We start from the raw sequence: 18,688 nt of genomic DNA on the forward strand, positions 1-18,688 counted from the left end.
CGGGTGGATACTATTCTCTTCACGGGATTCGCTTCCCTGCTGGAAAAATAAAAAAGCAGGGAGACAGTTTTACAGCAGTCGATAAAAGCCGAGCGCCACCAGCAGAGCTCCATGCACCAGCGTGGCCCAGGAAGTCTCCAGCCGCAGGAGGCGCTGCCCCAGGCCCTGGCCCACCTTTAAGGTACACAAGGCGGCGCCTCCTACCAGCGCTGACGTAATGAAGGGCGGAAAGGCCGTCAGCGCCGCTCCCAGGCCTGCCCCCAGCGCGTCGAGCGCCAGGGCGGCGCCGAGGAGTACGGCCTCACCCGAGCTGATCTCCCCGGAGGCATCCAAGTCCGCCCGGCCCGGCTCTTCAATCACCTGGATGATGAGGCCCAGCGGGCGGATGCGCAGGGAAAGCAGCTTGTCTTCGCCTGTCTTTTTGCGCTGCGACCGCCAGGCGGTAAAAAAGGAGCTCAGCCCCATACCGATAAGGATTGCACCGCCCAGCCAGCGGCTGCTCGCCGCCGGCAGCAGGCCGGCGAGGACTCTGCCTGCCAGCATGCTGCTGTACATGGCTGCCATGGACAGGCCGCTCAGTAAACAGAGTGAGACGGGTGGTATTCTGACCTTTTTTGCACCATAAGCAAAGCCCACACCCAAGCTGTCTAGGCTTACAGCCAGTGCCAGCACTAGGGCAGAAAGTTCGTCCATGCTCCTCCCTCCAGGATGGCCCCTCGTCTCCCCAGTTTATGCAGGCTTTCCGTGGTCCGTGCTTGGGGCGCATCAGCGCGGCTTATGGCTGATCTCCAGCCGCTTGGTACCATCCTGGTAGAGCTGTTCAAACCCGCGGTCGATGGTGCGAACCTCATCCCGGTCCAAGGTGATGAGGCCGTGCGCTTCCAAGAGCTGGACCACCTCGAAGAGCGAGTCCTTCTTTTCCGGAGGAAGGCTGCGCACGAACCGGTTGATCTCTTCCGGCGGCACGTTGTTCCAGAACTTCACGCCGCCGTACTGCAGGTATTTCTTGGCTCCCATGGGCAGGCCTCCCGTTTTACGCCTTGTCACATCTAGGATAACCCTGCCCGGGAGCGGCTATGCCCCGCTCACAGCTGGCACTTGGGGCAGAAAACCGTGCTCCGGCCCGCCAGGCGCTCGCCCATAAGCAGCGTGCCGCAACGCCGGCACGGCTCTCCCTTACGGCCGTACACCGCCAGCTGCCGTTGAAAGGCACCGGGCGCGCCCTGTCCGTTGACGTAATCGCGGATTGAGGTGCCACCGGCTGCAACGGCTTCCTGGAGCACCGCCCGGATGCCGGTAAAAAGGCGTGCCACCTCCTCGGCCGTCAGGGTATCGGCCGGCCTTAGCGGGCTTATGCCTGCCCGGAAGAGGGCTTCATCGGCATAAATATTGCCCAGCCCAGCCACCACCCGCTGGGCGAGGAGCACGTTTTTGATGGGACCGCGATGCTTGGCCAGCGCCTTGCCTAAACCCTGGGGCGTAAAGGCAGGGCCCAAGGGTTCCGGTCCCAAGGAAACCAAACCGGGAAGCGAGGGCAGCGCCTCGCTTGTCGTCAGGAAAACCATGGCAAATGAACGCACGTCATGGAGGTGCAGCTGGGCCGGCGGGGTGAGTGCCATGAGCAGCCGGGTGTAAGGGGTCACCGCAGCGCCCTGCGGGTAAAAAAGCAGCCGGCCCGTCATGCGCAGGTGAACCACAAGAACCTCCCCACCCTCAAGGTTGACCAACAGGTACTTACCGCGCCGGCCGAGTTCAGCAATGCGCCGGCCGACGAGGCGCCGGTTAAGCTCCGCAGGCGTAACGTTCTTCAGCTGCCGCGGGCGGAAAACCTGAACCGCTGTAATCTCCTGGCCCACAAGGTACGGCTCCAAGCTCCGGCGAATAGTTTCTACTTCGGGAAGCTCCGGCATTTTTACACCTTCTCCACCTGGTACCAATTGGGCCCCACTTTAATGTCCACCTTCAGCGGCACGCTCAGCTCCACGGCGTGCTCCATGTTCCGGCGCACAAGCTCTTGGAGTTCGGGCAGCTCCTCGGGCGGCACCTCGAAAACCAGCTCGTCGTGCACCTGCAGCAGCAGCCGGCCGGCCAGGTGCCTGGCCTTGAGCGCCGCGCTCACCTTGAGCATCGCCACCTTGATGATATCGGCCGCGGAACCCTGAATGGGGGTGTTGAGGGCCGTCCGTTCGGCAAAGGAACGCCGCGCCCAGTTGCGGCTGGTGATGTCGGGCAGGTAACGCCGGCGGTTGAGGAGGGTGGTCACATAACCGGTGAGCCGGGCTTGTTCCACCACGCGGCGCATGTAGTCGCGCACGCCCGGATAACGTTCCAGGTAGCTTTCGATGTACTCCCGGGCCTCCTGGCGCGAAACCCCCGTGTTCTGCGCCAGCCCGAAATCGCTGATGCCGTACACGATGCCGAAGTTCACCGCTTTGGCCCGGCTGCGCAGCTCTGGGGTAACCCGGCCCATGGGCACGCGGAAAATCTCCGCCGCCGTCCGGGTGTGAATGTCTTCCTCGTTACGGAACGCCGCCTGCAGGGCCGCATCGCCGGCCACGTGCGCCAGCACCCGGAGTTCAATCTGGGAGTAGTCGGCAGCCAGGATCAGCCAGCCGGGCTCGCCGGGGACAAAGGCCTCGCGCAGCCGCCGTCCCAGCTCCAAGCGGATGGGGATGTTCTGCAGGTTCGGTTCGACGCTGCTCAGGCGCCCGGTGGCCGTCACCGTTTGGGTGAAGGTGGTGTGGATGCGCCCCGTGGCCGGGTTTATCTGGGCGCCCATGGCGTCCACATACGTGGATTTCAACTTGGCGAGCTGCCGGTGCTCGAGGATTTTTGCCACCGCCGGGTGGGCGGGCGCCAGCTCCTCCAGCACCTCGGCATCGGTGGAGTAGCCGGTTTTCGTTTTCTTCTTGGCGGGCAGGCCGAGCTTGTCAAAAAGGATGAAGGCGAGCTGTTTAGGCGAATTCAGATTGAACTCCTCGCCCACCAGGCTGAAGATCTCCGCCTCCAGTGCCGCCATGCGCTCGCCGATCGCCCGGCCCATGGCGAGGAGTTTCTCCTTGTCCACCTTGATGCCCGTGCGCTCCATCTCGGCCAGCACGCCGGCCAGCGGCAGTTCCACCTCCTGGTAGAGCGGCCAGAGTTCGTCCGTCTTAAGGTTTTCCGCCAGGCGCAGCCAGAGGGTGTCCAGAGCCTGTGCCCAGGTGCAGAACACGCCGGCGCGCCCGGCGGCGTCTTCCGCCTTCTTTTCGCCCGGGGCACCCGGGAGGCGGGGCAGCTCCTCGCCCAGGTACTCCTTCACCAGGCGCGGCAGGTCGCGGCCATCGGCGGTGGGGTTGAGGAGGTAACCACCCAGCAGGGTATCCCCCGTTACATGGGCGAGGGTGAGGCCGGAGGCAGCCAGGGTGTTTAAAGCCGCCTTCACGTCGTGGGTGTTCTTGGCCAGGCCCGCATCGGCAAGGAGCGGGCGGAGGGCATCGACGTGTTTCCAGGGCACAAAGGCCACCTCCTGGCCGGCGGCCACCGCCAAACCAGCCGGTTCCTGAGCTGCACCGGGAACGATGAGAAAGCTGAAGGACCCGGCTGCCCGGACTTTTGCCGCCCAATGCGCCGCAGCCTCGGCCGTCTCAACCCGCTCATAGGCACAAACCTTTGCCGGCGCCGCGGCCGCCTTTTCGCCCTGTTCCGGAAAAAGGCGGTTCAACAGGCTGTGAAACTCGAGCCGGCGAAAGAGCGGCGCCACCCGCTCCGGTGTAGGCTTTCTGACCTGGCACTCCTCCCAATCCGCCGTGAGCGGGACATCGCGGCGAATGGTAGCCAGTTCCCGGCTGAGGCGCGCCTGCTCTTCGTTCTCGCACAGCAGTCTTCGCCAGCGCTCCTTTACACCATCGAGGTGCGCATAGATGTCCTCCAAGGTAGGAAACTCGCTTAGGAAAGCGGCCGCTGTCTTGGGACCGATCCCGGGTACGCCCGGGATGTTGTCGGAAGCGTCTCCCGTAAGCGCCTTGAAATCCGGCACCTGCGCCGGGGTAACGCCCAGCTTTTCCTTGACGCCGGCCGGATCCAGCCGTTCCAGGTCGGTGATGCCGCGCCGGGTCAGCAGCACGTGGGTATCCTCGTTCACCAGCTGCAGAGCGTCGCGGTCGCCGGTGACAATGAGCGTCTTGAAGCCGGCGCGCTCAGCCTGGGCCGCCATGGTACCGAGAATGTCGTCGGCTTCAAACCCGGCCAGTTCAAAGTACGGAACGCCCAGGGCGGTGAGCACTTCGCGGCTCAAGGCGAACTGGGAAAGGAGGTCCTCCGGCGCCTGGTCGCGCTGGGCCTTGTACAGGGCGTAGCGCTCCGTGCGAAAGGTCTCGCGCGCCCTGTCGAAGGCCACCGCCAGGTAGTCGGGCTGCTCCTCCTCCAAAAGGCGCAGCAGCATGGTGGTGAAGCCATACACGGCGTGCGTCTTCTCCCCCGCCGCCGTCGCCAGCGGCGGCAGGGCATGGTAGGCACGGTGAAGCAGGCTGTTGCCGTCAATCAAAATGAGTTTCTTCTTCACGAGGTCACCTCTTTTACACAAACCTCGGCCCGGGCCGGCACTTCGAGGTATCATCCCCGCTAGTATTTCACCACCGGGGAGGCAAATCCTCTTTAGTCCGGGCCAAAAGGCGGCTGCCCTGCCGCGGGGCAGGGCAGCCGAGACGCAGCGCTAGCTGCGGGTTCCCTTGCGCCGGCGCCGCTCGATCCACCAGGCGAAAGCCACCAGCGCCAGGGCGAGCACGAAGAAAGGCAAAGCCGCCGCCAGCCACACCACAGCCTGCCCGGCGTAATCGAGCAGGGCATTGATGCTGGAGAGCACCGCCTGCCGCGCCCGGACACCCAGGTCGGCCACGCGTAAGGTACGCACCGCGCTCACCGGCTGGGGCCTTTCCCGCAGGTCCACCGTAAGGGTTGAAAGGGCGGCCTGGTTGTCCAGATATTTGAGCCGGGCCGTGAGGGATTCGATCTCGCCGCGGACGCGCTCCAGCTGCGTTTCTACCTTGAGCACGTCATCCACCGTTTTCGCCCGCCCCAAGATGTCCAGCAGGCGCTCTTCCTGGCGCTCCAGGTTGCGGCGCCGCGCGTCCACATCCACGTACTCCTCGGTCACATCCTGACCGCCCAGTTCGCGCTGCTCCACCTCACCCAGTTTTTCTGCCGTTCGCACCACATCCATAAACGCCGGGGCCGGCACGCGCAGGGTGTAACTCGCCCCGCGGACACCGTCGCCGCGGCGCAGGTTGGAGCTTTGAATAAAACCACCCTCGGCCGCCACCACTTTGGTCAGCCGGTCCGCCGTCGCATCCAGGTCCTCCACGCGCAGAACCAGGCGGCCCGTTTGGATCACCTTGCGCTCCAGGGGCGCCGGCCCCAACGCAGCCCGCTTCGGCTGTATCGCCGAATCGCCGGCTTTCTTCTCCCCTGCAGCCGGCTGCTCGGGCGGTGCGCCTGCCACGCTGAGCTGCTCTTCGCTCTTTACAGCTTGTTGCCCTTGCTCTGACTCCGCCGCCACGTGCGGCACGCCGCCCAGGGGGGATTTGAAGCCAACCCCCGGCCTGCCTGCCAGCGGCCCACGGCCCACGATCACCGCAAGAAGCAGCACCGCCGCTACCGCCGCGAGGCCGCCGGCGGGCCACCTACCCAGCCGGCGCAGTACCTCAAGAAAGAAGGCGCGCGCTCCCGGGGCGGGAGTACCGGAACCTAGGGCCGAAGTCACTGCCTGCACGCGGCCCATGATTCTCTCTTTAAGTTCAGGTGGTGGGTTTACCGGCTCCAACGAACGAATTAAGCCCACGGTCTCTTCCAGGGAAGAGAGCTCGGCCCGGCAGGCTGGACACGCTTCCAGGTGCGCGGCGATCAGCTGGAGTTCTTCCGCTTTGAGCTGCCCGTCCAGGTAAGCGGAGAGCTTTTCCTCTACTGCCTTGCAGTCCATGCCTTCTTCCCCCTCTCACCCGGAATAGACGCCGCTGCCCAAGAAAAGTTCCCGCTCGGCGTTCAGTTTGTCGCGCAGCGTCCGCCGCGCCCGGTTAAGCCGCGACTTAACCGTGCCGAGGGAACATTGTAGGACCTGAGCCATCTCTTCGTAGGAAAGGTCCTGGATGTCCCTTAGGACCAGAGCTGTGCGCTGGTCAGGGGGAAGCGTGGCAATGAGCTGCTGCAACCGCTCCCGCACGGCCTGGCGGGCACAGAGTTCCGCCGGACCGGGCTGCGGAGCCGACACTTCGAGGCGGGTCCCGCTTTCCGTCTCCGCCTCCAAGGAAACCACCGGCCGGCGCCGGCGCCGGCGCAGCTCGTCATAGCAGATATTATGGGCAATGCGATAAAGCCAGGTGCTGAAGCTGGCTTCCCCGCGGAACTCGCCGAGTTTCACGTAGGCGCGGCAGAACACCTCTTGCGCCATTTCGCCGGCGTCGTCAGCGTTGCCCAACAGCCGGTAGGCCAGGTTGTAGATTTTGCCCTGATAGCGCTCCACCAGCGTGGCGAACGCATCCTGGTCTCCCCGGCGGCAGGCGCTCACCAGCACTTCGTCCGCAACCATCCCCCCACCCCCTCAAAGGCACACTCGAGAAGTAATTCCACCTGCAGGTGATTGATTCCTTCTGGAAGAAAAATCCTATCTTTTCCTAACGAACATTTCTCCCATTCCGGGCAGGATTGGAGGAAACCGCCGTTGAATAAATTAATTAATAATAGGTGTTACAATTCGCGTGCCGATCTACACTTATGCCGGTGGTGGACGTCCTATGCCGCTCCTCGCCGAACTGCTCCGTTTAGTGCCGCGTATCAAGGCCCAGCTCGCGTGGGCAGCATCGTTATTCGCTTTTTGGCTCGCCCTGGCCTGGGCGGCAGACAGCCAGCACCTTGTAGCCGGAGTTGTCTGTGTTTTCTTTCTGGCAATCCTGTGGCGTGAGCTCGTTCCCCGGCACAGCTTCCCGCTGCGCGCTTTTCCGGCTTTAATCCTTTACCTCGCCCTCCTGGCCGGGGAAATCCTGCAGGCCGGGGTGCATGTGGCCGCCATCGTGCTGAACCCGCGCCTCCCCATTGCTCCCGCCTTCCGCAAGGTAAAGGTGCCCCTGAGCACCCCCGGAGGAAAAACCGCCCTGGCCAACTCCATCACCCTGACCCCAGGTACCTTAACCGTGGAGGTAGAGGACCAGGCGTTCCTGGTACACATGATCGATCGCAACGTACCCTTTAACCTGCCGGAATGGACCCTTACCAAGCTTCTCGCAGAGCTCGAAAGGGGAGGAGAGCCTTGATCCAGTTCCATGCCGGGGCCGCCGCCCTGCTTGCCTTTCTCATCTTAGGGTGCCTGCTCAGGGCCTACCTGGGCCCCACCGCCGCCGACCGGGTGGTGGCGGTAAACGTCATCGGCACCAAGGCTGTCATTCTGCTCTGCCTGGTTTCCGCCGCCTTTGAGGAGGGCTTCTTCCTGGACGTAGCCCTGGTTTACTCCCTCATCAGCTTTCTGGCCACCGTTTGCCTGGCGCGCCTGGTGCTGCAAAAAGAGCAGGGAAGGGAAGCCAGGTGATGCTTGTCGCTTCTAAGCTCCTGCTCTTGGGCGGCCTGTTCTTTTCCTTCACGGCAACGCTGGGGCTGCTGCGCCTGCCGGACGTCTACAACCGCCTGCACGCCACCACCAAGTGCGACACCTTGGGCGCCGGTCTCATCCTCTTGGCCCTTATCCTCAGCGGGCGGCCGCCGGAGCAGGCGGTAAAGCTGGTGGTGATCCTTATCTTCCTCTGGCTGGCGAACCCCACCGCCGCCCATATCCTGGCCCGGGCCGCCTGGGCCGCCGGTACACCCCTGGCCCGGGGAACAGAGCTCCCGAAGGAGGAAAGGCCGTGTTAGTGGTCCGCTTGTTCCTTCTCGCCCTGCTCATCCTTTGTGCCCTGGCGGTGGGCCGCACGCGCGACCTCTTGAGTGCAGCGGTGATCTTCGCCGCTTACAGCCTCGTCATGGCCACCGTCTGGCAGCAGCTCCGAGCCCCCGACATCGCCCTGGCGGAAGCGGCCATCGGGGCCGGCATCACCAGCCTCCTCTTCATCGTGACCATCGCCCGCACCGGGAGGTACGAAAAGTGAGAGCGGTACTCATCACCTTGATCCTCCTCCTCGCCGCCGGCGCCTTGGTGGCAGTGGCCCTGGAGATGCCGCCCTTGGGTGCGCCGGGTGCTCCCGCTTTGGCAAGCCCCCTTACAGCCTACTACCAGGCGCGGGCTTTTTACGAAACCGCCTGTCCTAATCAGGTTGCTGCCATCGTGGCCGACTACCGGGCCTATGATACTCTGGGAGAAACCACGGTACTGTTCACCGCTGTCGCCGCTATCCTGACCCTCAGGCACAGCCGGAAGGAGGAGAAGGACCGTGGATGACCTGGTTCTCAAGACGGTGGCCCGGCTGCTCATCCCTTTCATCCAGCTCTACGGTTTGTACGTCATCCTGCACGGCCATCTCTCGCCCGGCGGCGGGTTTGCCGGCGGGGTGATCGTAGCGGCGGGGTTCGTGCTCTATGCCCTGGCCTTCGGCCGGTCGGCGCTCGCGGCCGTGTTTCCCGAACGTCTTTCCACTTGGCTGGAGAGCGGCGGCATCCTCTGGTACGTGGGGCTGGGTCTGGTAGGGGTTTTCTCCGGCGGGGCTTTTCTGGCCAACGCCCGGGCCGGCTTCCCCCTGGGCCCAGCCGGGCGGCTTTTTTCCAGCGGCCTCGTTTTTCTGCTCAACCTGGGCATCGGTATCAAAGTCGCCGCCACCATCGCTACGCTCTTTCGCCACCTGGAGGAGGAATAGCCGTGCACTTCGATTATGTGGCCGCGATGCTGCTTTACGTCACCGGGCTGGGGATCATGCTGTTTCACTCAAACCTCATCAAGAAGATCTTCGGAATGAACATCATGGAGACGGCCGTTTTTCTACTTTTTATCCTCAGCGGGTACGTGCGCGGGGGGAAGCCACCCATCGCCCTCCCGGGGCAGCTACCCGCAGCGCCCGTCAACCCGCTCCCCCAGGCCCTCATCCTCACCGGCCTGGTGGTTTCGGTCAGCGTTACCGCCTATGCCCTGGCCCTGGTACGCGCGCTTTACCAGGCCTACGGCACCTTGAGCGCCCCGGAGATCGCCCGGCGCAAGGGAGAGTTCTCATGACAAGCGCGCAGCTGCTCCTTCCCCTTTTAACCCTGCTGGTGGCGGCCCTGGTACTGCCGCTTCTCAAGCCGCGGCGCGCTGCGCCGTTCGCCTTGGCCGCCCTCGGCCTCGCTTTCCTCCTCTGGCTCCCGCTCACTGCCTCGGTACTGCACTCGGGAACTGTCACCTACCACCTGGGCGGGTGGCCGCCACCGGTGGGGATTGAAATAACAGCCGACAAGCTCGCCGTATTCTTCGGCGGTACGGTTTTTTTGGTCACCCTGCCGGCGGCCTTCGGCGCCGTGGTGGACCTGCCCGCCGCCGTGCCGGAGCGCGCCCTCCCCTCTTTCTGGACCCTGTACCTGCTCTTGGTGTTCTCGCTCTTGGGCCTGGCGGAGGCGGGCGATCTCTTCAATACCTACGTCTTTCTCGAGATTTCGTCCCTGGCCGCCTGTGCCTTGGTGGCCAGTGTCCACCGCCCGGCCAACCTGGAAGCCGCCTTTAAGTACCTGCTTCTTTCCACAGTGGGGTCCGGCTGCGTCCTTATGGCCATCGCATTGCTTTATATGGTGACGGGCCAGCTCAACTTGGGTTTCCTGGCCCGGGAACTGCCGTACCAGGCCCCCCTGTACCCGAAAATCGTGGCGGCCGCCGGCACCTTTCTCCTCGCCGGCCTGGGCGTAAAGGCCGCCCTCTTTCCGCTGCACACCTGGCTGCCCGACGCCCACGCCAGCGCCCCCGCTCCGGCCAGCGCCCTCCTTTCCGGGCTGGTGGTGAAGGCTTACGTGGTGGTGCTCGTACGGGTGGTCTGGGGTACGTTGGGCCAGGTGTTCCTTACCCTGCTCCCCTTTAAGACGCTGCTCCTTGTCCTGGCTACCGCTTCCATCTTCTTCGGCTCCATTTCAGCCATGGCCCAGGTTGACCTCAAACGGATGCTGGCCTACTCCACCGTGGCGCAAATGGGTTACATCTTCCTGGGTTTGGCCGCAGGTAACGTCACCGCCTTTACCGGTGCCATTCTGCACATTTTTAACCACGCTCTCTTAAAAGGTACGCTTTTCCTGGCCGCCGGGACCATCATCCGGCGCACTGGGGAGCGACACTTGCCGAACCTCATCGGCAGCGGGCACACCTGCCCGACCGCCCTGTCGGCTTTTTCCATCGCCGCCCTCGGCATGGTGGGTATCCCGGCCACCTGCGGGTTTACCAGCAAGTGGCTGCTTACCGTAGGCGCCCTCCAGGCCGGTTCGCCGCTACTGGCCTGGGTTGTCCTCCTTTCCAGCCTGCTCAATGCCGCCTACTATCTACCGGTAATAATCCTCGGCTTCTTCGGCCACGGCAGTACCGGTGAGATTCGTTTCCACTGGGACCGTGTGCCGGCCGGACTGCTTCTGCCGGCCGGCTTCCTGGCCTGCGCCAGCATTGTTTTCGGGCTCTGGCCTTCACTACCCCTGCACCTGGCCCAAGATATCGCCCACCAGTTTTTCCTCTAAGCGAAGGAGGCCGGCCGCGTGCTTTTTCTTCTCGTTCTCATCCTTGTCCCCGTCCTCACCGGTTGTTTCCTCCTTCTCTTCGCGCCGCCGGACAAGGTCGCCTGGCGACTGGCCCTCTCCGCCAGCGTCCTCGCCGCCGCCGGTGCTTTGCAGCTCCTGGCCGGGCCGCACCCGCGCCTGCTGTTCGCTTACCGGTTTACACCCATCGTCTCCCTGGCCCTCGTCATGGATGCCATGGGCCTGCTTTTCGCCCTGATAGCCTCCTGCTTGTGGGTCTTCACCGTTATCTACTCGCACGGCTACATGGCGCACGAAGAGCGCCTGCGAAGTTACCTGGCCTTTCTCATCCTCTCGCTGGGCATCACCAACGGCATAGCGCTCGCCGGCAACCTGGTAACGCTCTTTTTCTTCTACGAAGCCCTCACGCTGGTCACCTTTCCCCTGGTTATCCACCGGCACACGCCGGAGGCCATGCGGGCCGGCATCGTCTACCTGGCCTACAACCTGGCCGGCGCCACCCTGGTCCTTTTGGCCATCGCCACATTGGCCGGCCATGTCCACAAGGTAGACTTTATCTACGGGGGCATCATACCCCCAGGGCTGTTTACGCGCGTCCAGCTCGTCCGGCTCGTTATCCTTTTTGTGGCCGGCTTTGGTGTCAAAGCTGCTGTGATCCCGCTCCACCACTGGCTACCCCGGGCCATGGTGGCACCCACCCCCGTGAGCGCCCTGCTGCACGCCGTGGCCGTGGTGAACGCCGGGGTGTTCGGCTTACTCCGGGTCTGGGCTTACATCCTCGGCGCCGAAACGCTGCGCGCCATGGACCTGGCACCTCTCCTGCGCTGGCCCATGGCCGCCACCATCATCCTCGGCTCCATCTGGGCCTTTCGCCAGGATGACCTGAAGCGCCGCCTGGCTTACTCCACCATCAGCCAGCTGGCCTACATGGGCCTGGGCGCCTCTTTCCTCTCGCCCAGCGGCTGGACGGCCGCCCTGCTCCACTTTTTTAACCATGCCCTCCTTAAGATCACCCTGTTTTTCTGCGCCGGCAACCTGGCCATTGGCAGCGGTAAAACCCGGGTAAGCGAGCTGGGCGGCGTTGGTTTCAGCCAACCCTGGACGCTGGCGGCCTTTACGGTGGCCAGTGGCGGCATGATCGGCCTCCCGCCGGTCAACGGCTTTCTCAGCAAATGGTACCTGGGCCTGGGCGCCCTGGAAGCCGGGCTGCCGGGTATGGTGGGAGTGATCCTCTTGAGCGCTTTGCTCAATGCCGGCTACTTTCTGCCCATTGTCTTTACGGCCTTCCGCCGGGAGCCGGCCGCCGTGCCGGCGCCGAGCGAGCCCCCGCTCACCATGCTGCTCCCCACCCTCCTTCTCGGCGCCGGCTGCCTCGTTTTCTTCTTCTGGCCCCAGCTGCCCCTGCTCCTTGCCGCTTGGTTCCAGGGCGGGGGTTAAACCGGCGACCGGGGGCCATCATGCCGAGACCAAAGGAAAGGAAGTGCAGAATGCTACTACTCATACCGCTCATCTCCGTGGCCGTCCCCCTGGTCGTGGGCGTCCTGACCCTGCTGCTCCCCTGGCCCGCCGAGCGCCGGGCGCGCTTCTCGACCTTGATCCATGCGGGACTCCTGCTGCTTCTCCTGGGCCTTTTTCCCGCCGTACGCGCCGGGCGTCCCCTGACGTACAACGTGGCGGCCCTGCTGCCCCCGCACGGGCTCTTCCTGCGCGTGGACACGCTAGGCTACCTGCTGGCCTTAGTCGTGGCCTTCATCTGGTTTCTGTCTTCCCTCTATGCCCTGGCCTACATGCAGTGCGAAAAGCACATACCGCGCTACTGGGCCTTTTCCAACTTCACCCTCTGCGGTTGCCTGGGCGTAGCTTTTGCCGGCGATCTTTTCAGCTTCTTCATCTTTTTTGAATTCATGTCCCTCATTTCTTACATGCTGGTCATTCATACGGAAACACCGGCGGCACTGCGCGCCGGCGCCAAGTACCTTTACCTCGGCATCATCGGCGGCCTCTTTCTTCTCTACGCCATCATCGCCACCTACGACCTCGCAGGAGAACTGTCTTTTACGGCACTGCGCTCTTTCCGCTTCCCTGATTTCAGCCTGTACACCTTTTCCATCTTTCTCTCTTATGTCATCGGCTTCGGTATCAAGGCCGGCATGGTGCCGCTGCACGTCTGGCTGCCGGACGCCCATCCCGTGGCACCGGCACCGGCCAGCGCCCTCCTCTCCGGCGTGCTGCTCAAAACGGGTGCCTTCGGTATGGCCCGGACGTTTCTGGACGTGTTCGGCCGTACGTACCTGGAAGCTGCCGGCTGGGCCCAGATCGTGGTGGTGCTGGCCGGCATAAGCATCATCTTCGGCTCGCTGGTGGCCATTGTGCAGGACGATCTCAAACGGCGCCTCGCCTACTCCAGCATCAGCCAGATGGGTTACATTCTGCTCGGCTTAGGCCTGCTCACCCCGGCGGGACTTTATGGCGCCGTACTCCACATCCTTAACCACGCCCTCATGAAAAGCGGCCTCTTTCTGGCGGCCGGCGCCGTGATTTTCCGTACCGGACGCCACAAGGTTTCTGAACTCGATAACGTCGGCTGGGCCATGCCGCGCACCATGCTGGCCTTTACCGTCACCGCTCTGGCCATGGTCGGGATACCGCCGCTGGGCGGCTTTATCAGCAAGTGGTACCTGGGGCTGGGAGCCGTCTCCGGCGGCCAGCCGCTCTTTCTCGGCTTTCTGCTCCTCTCCAGCTTTCTTAACGCCCTGTACTACCTGCCCATTGTTACCCGCGCCTTCTTTAACCGTGCAGCCTGCCCCTTTGCCGCCTTCCAGGTGCTGCCACCGGAAGAAGCCCCCACCGCCGCCTCCGACACCGCTTCCGGGCCGCTTCCTCTGGAACCGCGGCCGCTCTTGCCAGAGCTGCCGCCGGCCATGCTATTTTCGATCCTCACCCTGGCCGCAGGCACCCTTTTCTTCGGCCTTTTCCCGACGTCCCCACCTTTTTCCTTGGCGCAAGAGGTGGTTCAGACCTACTTTGGAGGCTAACCCATGCCGCAAGGTGTAACCTTGGTTCTACCGCTCCTCGGCGAGGGGCTGCGCTTCAGGTCCGATGCCCTGAGCCTGCTCTTTGTTCTCCTAACCCTGTGGGTCGGGTTCTGGGCGACCCTGTTTTCCTTCCCCTACCTCTCCCACGGGCACACGCGCGGCCGTTTTTACCTCTGCTGGCTGCTCACCCTGGCCGGCTGCCTGGGATCGTTCCTGGCTGCTGACCTCTTCACCCTTTACCTCTTCTTCGAGCTGATGTCGCTCGCTTCTTGGGCGCTGGTGGTACACGAAGAAGACTACGCCGCGCTAAAAGCCGGGGGCACCTATCTCTACCTCAGCCTGGCCGGCGGGCTGGCGCTGCTCGCGGCGGCTTTCCTCCTCCAGGCGAGCTGCGGGACAACCGCCTGGCAGCAGCTCTCCCTCCTCCCGGCACCGCCGGAGGGAATCCTCCGGCCGGTAGCCTCCCTGCTTCTGGCGGGCTTTGGCCTGAAAGCCGGGGTTTTCCCCCTGCACTTCTGGCTGCCCCAGGCCCACCCGGTGGCCCCCGCCCCGGCCAGCGCCCTCCTGTCCGGCATCCTGCTTAAGGTGGGAGCGTACGGCCTGCTGCGCACCGTGAGCCTCCTGGCCCGGTGGGAGTTCACCGCTCTGGCACCGCTCGGAACACTCCTGGCCCTTCTGGCCGTCTTCACCATGCTGCTGGGTGCCTATGAGGCGCTCCAGCAGCAAAACGCCAAGCGGCTTTTAGCCTTCTCCAGCGTAAGCCAGCTGGGCTACGTGGTCCTGGGCGCCGCCCTGGCGGCACTCCTAGCTCCGGCCTTTCCCCTGGTGTGGGCCGCGGCCCTTTACCACGCGCTCAACCACGCCCTGGCCAAGGGCGCGCTCTTTCTCACCGCCGGCTCGTTAGGGGTGCTGAGCGGCTCCCTGGAGCTCAGCGCTGCGGCCGGGCTTGGCCTGAGGTACCGCGGTCTCGGCGCCGCAGTGACGCTGGGGGCGGCCGCCATGGCCGGTTTGCCCGGACTGAGCGGCTATCTCAGCAAAACCCTGCTCCACCATGCCGTGGTGGCAGCGCCCCAGGCGGCGGGTGCCGTCTGGGGGCTCCTCGAGCCCCTCTTTCTCCTGGCCGGCGCCGGGACAGTGGCGTACTACTTGGTGTTCCTTACTCCCTGGTACCAAAAAAGCGGTGCTCGCCCGCAGCGGGCCGCACCGCTTCTCTGGCTGCCGCCTCTCGTTCTCACCCTCAGCGCCCTGGCGGCCGGCGCCCTGCCCGGGCTTTTCCTGCCGCGCCTTGTCGTCCCGGCCGCCCTGGTTCTCATGAAAGCGGAAGAAGCCCACCACCTGGCAGCAGAGCTGGAGCACTTTCACCCCTGGTCGGCAGCCGATCTCAAGGGAGCCATCTTCACCGTAGCCCTGGGCCTCCTCGTCTACGCCGCTTACGCCCGCGGCCTGCTGCCGCGCCGGCGTACAAGCCCCCTCTCTTGTCCACGGCTGCCGCTCGCCGCGCTGCTTAAGAGGCTTGGCCGCAGCATCCGCCAGGCCCTCGCCCCGCTCGCGCAAGCCGGCCGCAGTAGAGCGGCCGCTTTCCTCCGGCCGCTTTACGCTCCGGCCTCAAAGCTAGCCCCCGGTGCTGCAGCTCGCGCTCTTGCTGCCTTGGCAGCGCGCCTGGCACCCAGTACGGCGCCGGATAGTCACCGGTCCGATCCCCTGGCAATGCTGCTGCGGTCCTTTGCCGCGTTAGGTAGCCAACTGCGTGCGGCCGAGGAGCTGGCTGATCGCTCCCGGGCCCACCTCGTCCGCCGTGCGGTGGCAGGGGTACCCTTTCCGTCGACCGATTACTTTCTTTCCGCTGCCGGCGGCCTTCTGCTCGTCACCTGCCAGGTTCTCAACGTCCTGGATGACCTTCTAAACGAGTTGGGCGCCGCCCTGGGCCGCGGCACCCTGGCTCTTTTTCGCTCTACGGCGCGGCTCGACGAGGCCCTGGAAAACTTGAGCACCACCCTGGCCCGCTCCCTCCACTCTTTCCTGCGCCGACTAGGCCACCTGGAGGCGCCGCCCCGTCCGGCCGCAAACGCCGACCCGCCGCTTACCCGCTGGGAGCGCTTCCTGCACCTGGACCTGCTCAACCTGGATGTGGCTGTTCTCCTGCTGGCGCTCCTTCTTATCCTTACCCTCTTGTACTTTCTGCTCACGGCCTAAAGCCCTCCAGGACGCAGGCCCGGGCTGACGCCCGGGCCCGTTTTATCAGGCGATGGAAGCTGAGCAGAGGCTGCTCCGGCCCAGCGGGTTAAGCCTGGTTGGCAAACGCTCGTCCGAAGCGCAGCGTCGCCTTGAGCTGACTTGCCTCTACCTTGGCGGTTTTGCAGGCGGCGACACGGCCGGGTCGCCGGCGGGTGTGTTCTCTTCCAAGGCGCGTACCGGCGCCGCTTCCTGCACCTCATCCGCCGCTGGGGCCGCTGGAGGCGCAGCCGGCGGCGGCAGCGTGGGCTGCTCCTCTTTGGCCGGCGCCTCTGGCGCCCCGGTCACCGGGACCACTGCCGCCCGCTCGACAACCTCAACCAACCTTTCCCCGGCGAGCACCGTAACCTTAGCCGAGAGGAGCTCGGCAAGGACAGCGGGGGAAACGTACAGCTCTTGGCCCCGCAACCTGCCCGGCCACTCTTTTTCCGCCCCGAGCGCCACCTGACGCTCCGGATCCCAGCTCACCTTTGTTCCCAAGGCCTGTGCAATGGCCCCGGCCGGCAACCAGACCTGGTCGCCTTCATACCAAGCTCCGCAGCCCAGGTCCTCGCCGTTTACTTTGACAGCCCACTGGAAGAGCTCCAGGACCTTGTCTTCGTCATTCCAGGCGCTTTTGATGCCCAGCACCCGCTGCAGGTCCCCCAGGCGGGCAAAGGACCGTTGTTCCACCAGGTGGACCGGAAGTACAGCTGTGCCTATGACCACGGCTTTACGCCGCGCATCCCAGCCGACGGGCAGCTTAAAAGCCGCCAGCACCGGGCGTACAGCGAGCAGGGTTTCCCCGGAAACCACCGTGGTCTCCACCGTTTCCTCCTGCCCGGCAACGCGCACGCACGTTCCCAGCGAGACGAAGCTCGCCCCCCGGCGGCTGGCCACAAGCGCCTTCTTGATCTCTGCCGGGGCATAATGGCCGTCCAGCCCCGACTTTTTAAGGCGGGCCAGCACCGCTTCCACCGTGGGGGTGCCGCGGCGGTAAACATCGGGGTAGAACACGAGGCAGGTCTGCCCGGTCATGGGGTCAGTCTCCAGGCCCAATGTCTCGTAGGTGATCATCAGAGGCGTTCCCACAGGAATCAAAGGGAAAAGCTCTTCCACATCCTCATTGCGCATGCGGACGCAGCCCAGCGACACGGCTTTGCCGATGGAGGAAGGGTTGTTATTGCCATGAACGCCGTAACCGCTGGGAAGAAAGCCCAACCAGCGCCTGCCCAGCGGGTTGCCCGGGCCGGGAGGCACCGGACGCCCGCCGAAGGGCGGGTACCAGGTGGGATTCACCACTTTGCTGATGATGCGGAAGCTACCCACAGGCGTAGGCGCGGTGGGCTTTCCCACCGCCACCGGGTACCTTTTCACTTCTTTCCCATCGCGAAAGTACGTCAGGGTAAAGCTGGGTATGTTGATGACGAGGGCGGAGCCTTTGGCGGGCGGCGAGAACTCCTGCAGCGCCGCCGTAGCCGTCGCCGGTTCCGCCCGGACCGCGCCCGGCCAGACCAGCAGCGCCACCGCAACGAGCACCGCCCCGCGCCAGGCTGTCTTCTTAATCCACCTCCCCGTATATCTCCAAGTCGCAGGCAGGGGCACAGCATCACTCCCTTTTTGACCCTTCCGCCGGAATATATGCCCCGACCCCTGCCGCTATGTCCGCAGACACAAATTTTAACCGTTTTGTAACCATCAGACCGCAACGGCTCTGCGGGTTAACCTGTTTTCACGCTACCCAAAAGAAAAACCCTGGGCGCCAGCCCAGAGCCCTGCAAGTCTATATTTGGTGCCGAAGGCCGGGGTCGAACCGGCACGTGGGGTGAACCACACTTGATTTTGAGTCAAGCGCGTCTGCCAATTCCGCCACTTCGGCACTGCTACAGCAGCTAAGTACATTTTAGCACAGGCATAGCGTCCTGGCAAGACACTGCGCGCCCGGCGCCGTTTTCTTTAGCCACACGCTTCTTGCAGCATAAGAGCCGCCGTTTGCGTGATGAAGTCCTCGGGGGCTGCTCTCACTGGCCCGGAACGGCCAGCGCGGATTCGTCGTGGGAACCGGGCACGCCCTTCCCCGCCGCCCAAGAGCAGATGGCTCTCAGCGGGCACTCCAGGCAGCGCGGCTCCTGGGGCAGGCAGATGTAGTGGCCCAGGGCGTCGATGAGAGCGTGGTACTCGTTGAAGAGCCGGTTGCCTGCCGGAAGATTTGCGATAAAGAGCTCCTGCAGTCGGTCGTAGCTTATCTTTTCCGGCACCAGCCCCAGACGCGAGAAAATGCGTACCGTGTAGGCATCCATAGGCATGATGGCTTTCCCGCCCGCGTAGCAGAGGATGGAATCCACCGTCTCCTTCCCCAGGCCCCAAACGCCGAGAAGCTCTTTGCGTAACTCCGGCAGCGGCCGGGCAAACAAAGCCTCTAGGGAACCGCCGTAGTTTTTATGCAGGTAAAGGCAGAAGGCCTTGAGCTTGCGCGCCTTTACCTTATAGTAACGGGTGGGCCGGATAAGCTCCTCCAGTTCGGCCTCGGGCAAAGCCAAAAGGGCCTCCGCCCTTAAGGCCTCTCGCGCCTTTAAGTTGCCAATCGCTTTTTGTACGTTGCGCCAAGCCACATTCTGGGTAAGGATCGCCCCGACGATGACCTCGAACGGCGTCTCAGCCGGCCACCAGTGGCGCGGACCAAACTTTTCCCACAGGCGTTGGTAGACCTGGAGAAGCTGTGCTTGAAGCCCTTCTTTCCGCTGGAAGCCCTCCTTGTTTCTTCGCACTTGGAGCACCTCCACCAACAG

The 18,688-nt window shown here is 64.1% G+C and carries 19 protein-coding genes and 1 tRNA gene; 11 read left to right on the forward strand and 9 right to left on the reverse strand.

The features are described 5' to 3' along the window. Positions 1 to 69: 69 nt before the first annotated feature. The 6 genes from ytaF to K5554_RS10730 all read right to left on the reverse strand — a co-directional run bounded on the left by ytaF (position 70) and on the right by K5554_RS10730 (position 6,562). Entirely contained in the window at positions 70 to 693 is a 624-nt protein-coding gene (ytaF, locus tag K5554_RS10705; RefSeq protein WP_221038456.1) for a sporulation membrane protein YtaF, read from the reverse strand. A 72-nt stretch (positions 694 to 765) separates the two neighbouring features. Beyond that, positions 766 to 1,017, reverse strand: coding sequence for a hypothetical protein (locus K5554_RS10710; RefSeq protein ID WP_221038457.1), 252 nt, complete (start codon positions 1,015 to 1,017; stop codon positions 766 to 768). 68 nt (positions 1,018 to 1,085) lie between these two features. Further along, a complete protein-coding gene (gene mutM, locus K5554_RS10715) occupies positions 1,086 to 1,910 on the reverse strand; it encodes a bifunctional DNA-formamidopyrimidine glycosylase/DNA-(apurinic or apyrimidinic site) lyase (RefSeq protein ID WP_221038458.1) in 825 nt (274 codons plus the stop codon). Between the two features lie 2 nt (positions 1,911 to 1,912). Next, positions 1,913 to 4,543, reverse strand: coding sequence for a DNA polymerase I (gene polA / locus K5554_RS10720; RefSeq protein ID WP_255565380.1), 2,631 nt, complete (start codon positions 4,541 to 4,543; stop codon positions 1,913 to 1,915). Positions 4,544 to 4,693: 150 nt separating this feature from the next. Beyond that, on the reverse strand, positions 4,694 to 5,956 hold the full coding sequence (locus K5554_RS10725; protein ID WP_221040601.1) for a DUF4349 domain-containing protein: 1,263 nt from the start codon (positions 5,954 to 5,956) through the stop codon (positions 4,694 to 4,696). A gap of 15 nt (positions 5,957 to 5,971) precedes the next feature. After that, positions 5,972 to 6,562 (reverse strand): RNA polymerase sigma factor, encoded by a 591-nt coding sequence (locus K5554_RS10730; protein ID WP_221038460.1) that lies wholly within the window; start codon positions 6,560 to 6,562, stop codon positions 5,972 to 5,974. Between the two features lie 169 nt (positions 6,563 to 6,731). On the opposite strand from K5554_RS10730, the gene K5554_RS10735 reads away from it, so the two are divergent. From K5554_RS10735 to K5554_RS10785, 11 genes are read left to right on the forward strand one after another with little or no spacing between them, the layout of a single operon-like run. Then, positions 6,732 to 7,283 (forward strand): Na+/H+ antiporter subunit E, encoded by a 552-nt coding sequence (locus K5554_RS10735; RefSeq protein WP_221038461.1) that lies wholly within the window; start codon positions 6,732 to 6,734, stop codon positions 7,281 to 7,283. Next, positions 7,280 to 7,555 carry a monovalent cation/H+ antiporter complex subunit F gene (locus K5554_RS10740; RefSeq protein WP_221038462.1) on the forward strand — a complete coding sequence of 92 codons (276 nt, stop codon included), beginning with the start codon at positions 7,280 to 7,282 and terminating at the stop codon, positions 7,553 to 7,555. Before K5554_RS10735 ends, K5554_RS10740 begins: the two co-directional genes overlap by 4 nt. Next, positions 7,555 to 7,875: a monovalent cation/H(+) antiporter subunit G gene (mnhG, locus tag K5554_RS10745; RefSeq protein WP_221038463.1), complete on the forward strand. Its 321-nt coding sequence runs from the start codon at positions 7,555 to 7,557 to the stop codon at positions 7,873 to 7,875. The genes K5554_RS10740 and mnhG overlap by 1 nt, the downstream gene beginning before the upstream one ends. Continuing rightward, positions 7,869 to 8,108: a hydrogenase subunit MbhD domain-containing protein gene (locus K5554_RS10750; RefSeq protein ID WP_255565381.1), complete on the forward strand. Its 240-nt coding sequence runs from the start codon at positions 7,869 to 7,871 to the stop codon at positions 8,106 to 8,108. The genes mnhG and K5554_RS10750 overlap by 7 nt, the downstream gene beginning before the upstream one ends. Then, positions 8,105 to 8,398, forward strand: coding sequence for a hydrogen gas-evolving membrane-bound hydrogenase subunit E (gene mbhE / locus K5554_RS10755; protein ID WP_221038464.1), 294 nt, complete (start codon positions 8,105 to 8,107; stop codon positions 8,396 to 8,398). The genes K5554_RS10750 and mbhE overlap by 4 nt, the downstream gene beginning before the upstream one ends. Next, positions 8,391 to 8,810 carry an MnhB domain-containing protein gene (locus K5554_RS10760; RefSeq protein ID WP_221038465.1) on the forward strand — a complete coding sequence of 140 codons (420 nt, stop codon included), beginning with the start codon at positions 8,391 to 8,393 and terminating at the stop codon, positions 8,808 to 8,810. Before mbhE ends, K5554_RS10760 begins: the two co-directional genes overlap by 8 nt. A 2-nt stretch (positions 8,811 to 8,812) precedes the next feature. Beyond that, on the forward strand, positions 8,813 to 9,163 hold the full coding sequence (locus K5554_RS10765) for a sodium:proton antiporter (protein ID WP_255565382.1): 351 nt from the start codon (positions 8,813 to 8,815) through the stop codon (positions 9,161 to 9,163). Further along, positions 9,160 to 10,635, forward strand: coding sequence for a proton-conducting transporter membrane subunit (locus K5554_RS10770; protein ID WP_221038466.1), 1,476 nt, complete (start codon positions 9,160 to 9,162; stop codon positions 10,633 to 10,635). The genes K5554_RS10765 and K5554_RS10770 overlap by 4 nt, the downstream gene beginning before the upstream one ends. 18 nt (positions 10,636 to 10,653) lie before the next feature. Further along, positions 10,654 to 12,090, forward strand: a complete 1,437-nt coding sequence (locus K5554_RS10775; RefSeq protein ID WP_221038467.1) for a complex I subunit 5 family protein — start codon at positions 10,654 to 10,656, stop codon at positions 12,088 to 12,090. A gap of 50 nt (positions 12,091 to 12,140) precedes the next feature. Next, positions 12,141 to 13,688, forward strand: coding sequence for a complex I subunit 5 family protein (locus tag K5554_RS10780; RefSeq protein WP_221038468.1), 1,548 nt, complete (start codon positions 12,141 to 12,143; stop codon positions 13,686 to 13,688). 3 nt (positions 13,689 to 13,691) lie between these two features. Continuing rightward, on the forward strand, positions 13,692 to 15,881 hold the full coding sequence (locus K5554_RS10785; RefSeq protein WP_221038469.1) for a complex I subunit 5 family protein: 2,190 nt from the start codon (positions 13,692 to 13,694) through the stop codon (positions 15,879 to 15,881). Positions 15,882 to 16,028: 147 nt separating this feature from the next. On the opposite strand, the gene K5554_RS10790 is transcribed toward K5554_RS10785, so the two are convergent. From K5554_RS10790 to K5554_RS10800, 3 genes are all read right to left on the reverse strand, one after another. Then, complete coding sequence (locus tag K5554_RS10790) at positions 16,029 to 17,504, reverse strand: L,D-transpeptidase family protein (RefSeq protein ID WP_221038470.1); 1,476 nt, start codon at positions 17,502 to 17,504, stop codon at positions 16,029 to 16,031. 185 nt (positions 17,505 to 17,689) lie between these two features. Next, positions 17,690 to 17,778: transfer RNA gene (locus K5554_RS10795), tRNA-Leu, on the reverse strand. A 142-nt stretch (positions 17,779 to 17,920) separates the two neighbouring features. Next, complete coding sequence (locus K5554_RS10800) at positions 17,921 to 18,667, reverse strand: endonuclease III domain-containing protein (protein WP_255565383.1); 747 nt, start codon at positions 18,665 to 18,667, stop codon at positions 17,921 to 17,923. Positions 18,668 to 18,688 lie beyond the last annotated feature (21 nt).

The organism is Gelria sp. Kuro-4 (genome assembly GCF_019668485.1).
GTDB lineage: Bacteria > Bacillota > DTU030 > DUMP01 > DUMP01 > DUMP01.

Coding starts and splice junctions, on each gene's coding strand:
- mnhG (WP_221038463.1), top strand. CDS start 7,555: ATGCTTGTCGCTTCTAAGCTCCTGCTCTTGGGCGGCCTGTTCTTTTCC.
- K5554_RS10780 (WP_221038468.1), top strand. CDS start 12,141: ATGCTACTACTCATACCGCTCATCTCCGTGGCCGTCCCCCTGGTCGTG.
- mutM (WP_221038458.1), bottom strand. CDS start 1,910: ATGCCGGAGCTTCCCGAAGTAGAAACTATTCGCCGGAGCTTGGAGCCG.
- K5554_RS10725 (WP_221040601.1), bottom strand. CDS start 5,956: ATGGACTGCAAGGCAGTAGAGGAAAAGCTCTCCGCTTACCTGGACGGG.
- K5554_RS10730 (WP_221038460.1), bottom strand. CDS start 6,562: ATGGTTGCGGACGAAGTGCTGGTGAGCGCCTGCCGCCGGGGAGACCAG.
- K5554_RS10785 (WP_221038469.1), top strand. CDS start 13,692: ATGCCGCAAGGTGTAACCTTGGTTCTACCGCTCCTCGGCGAGGGGCTG.
- ytaF (WP_221038456.1), bottom strand. CDS start 693: ATGGACGAACTTTCTGCCCTAGTGCTGGCACTGGCTGTAAGCCTAGAC.
- K5554_RS10770 (WP_221038466.1), top strand. CDS start 9,160: ATGACAAGCGCGCAGCTGCTCCTTCCCCTTTTAACCCTGCTGGTGGCG.
- K5554_RS10710 (WP_221038457.1), bottom strand. CDS start 1,017: ATGGGAGCCAAGAAATACCTGCAGTACGGCGGCGTGAAGTTCTGGAAC.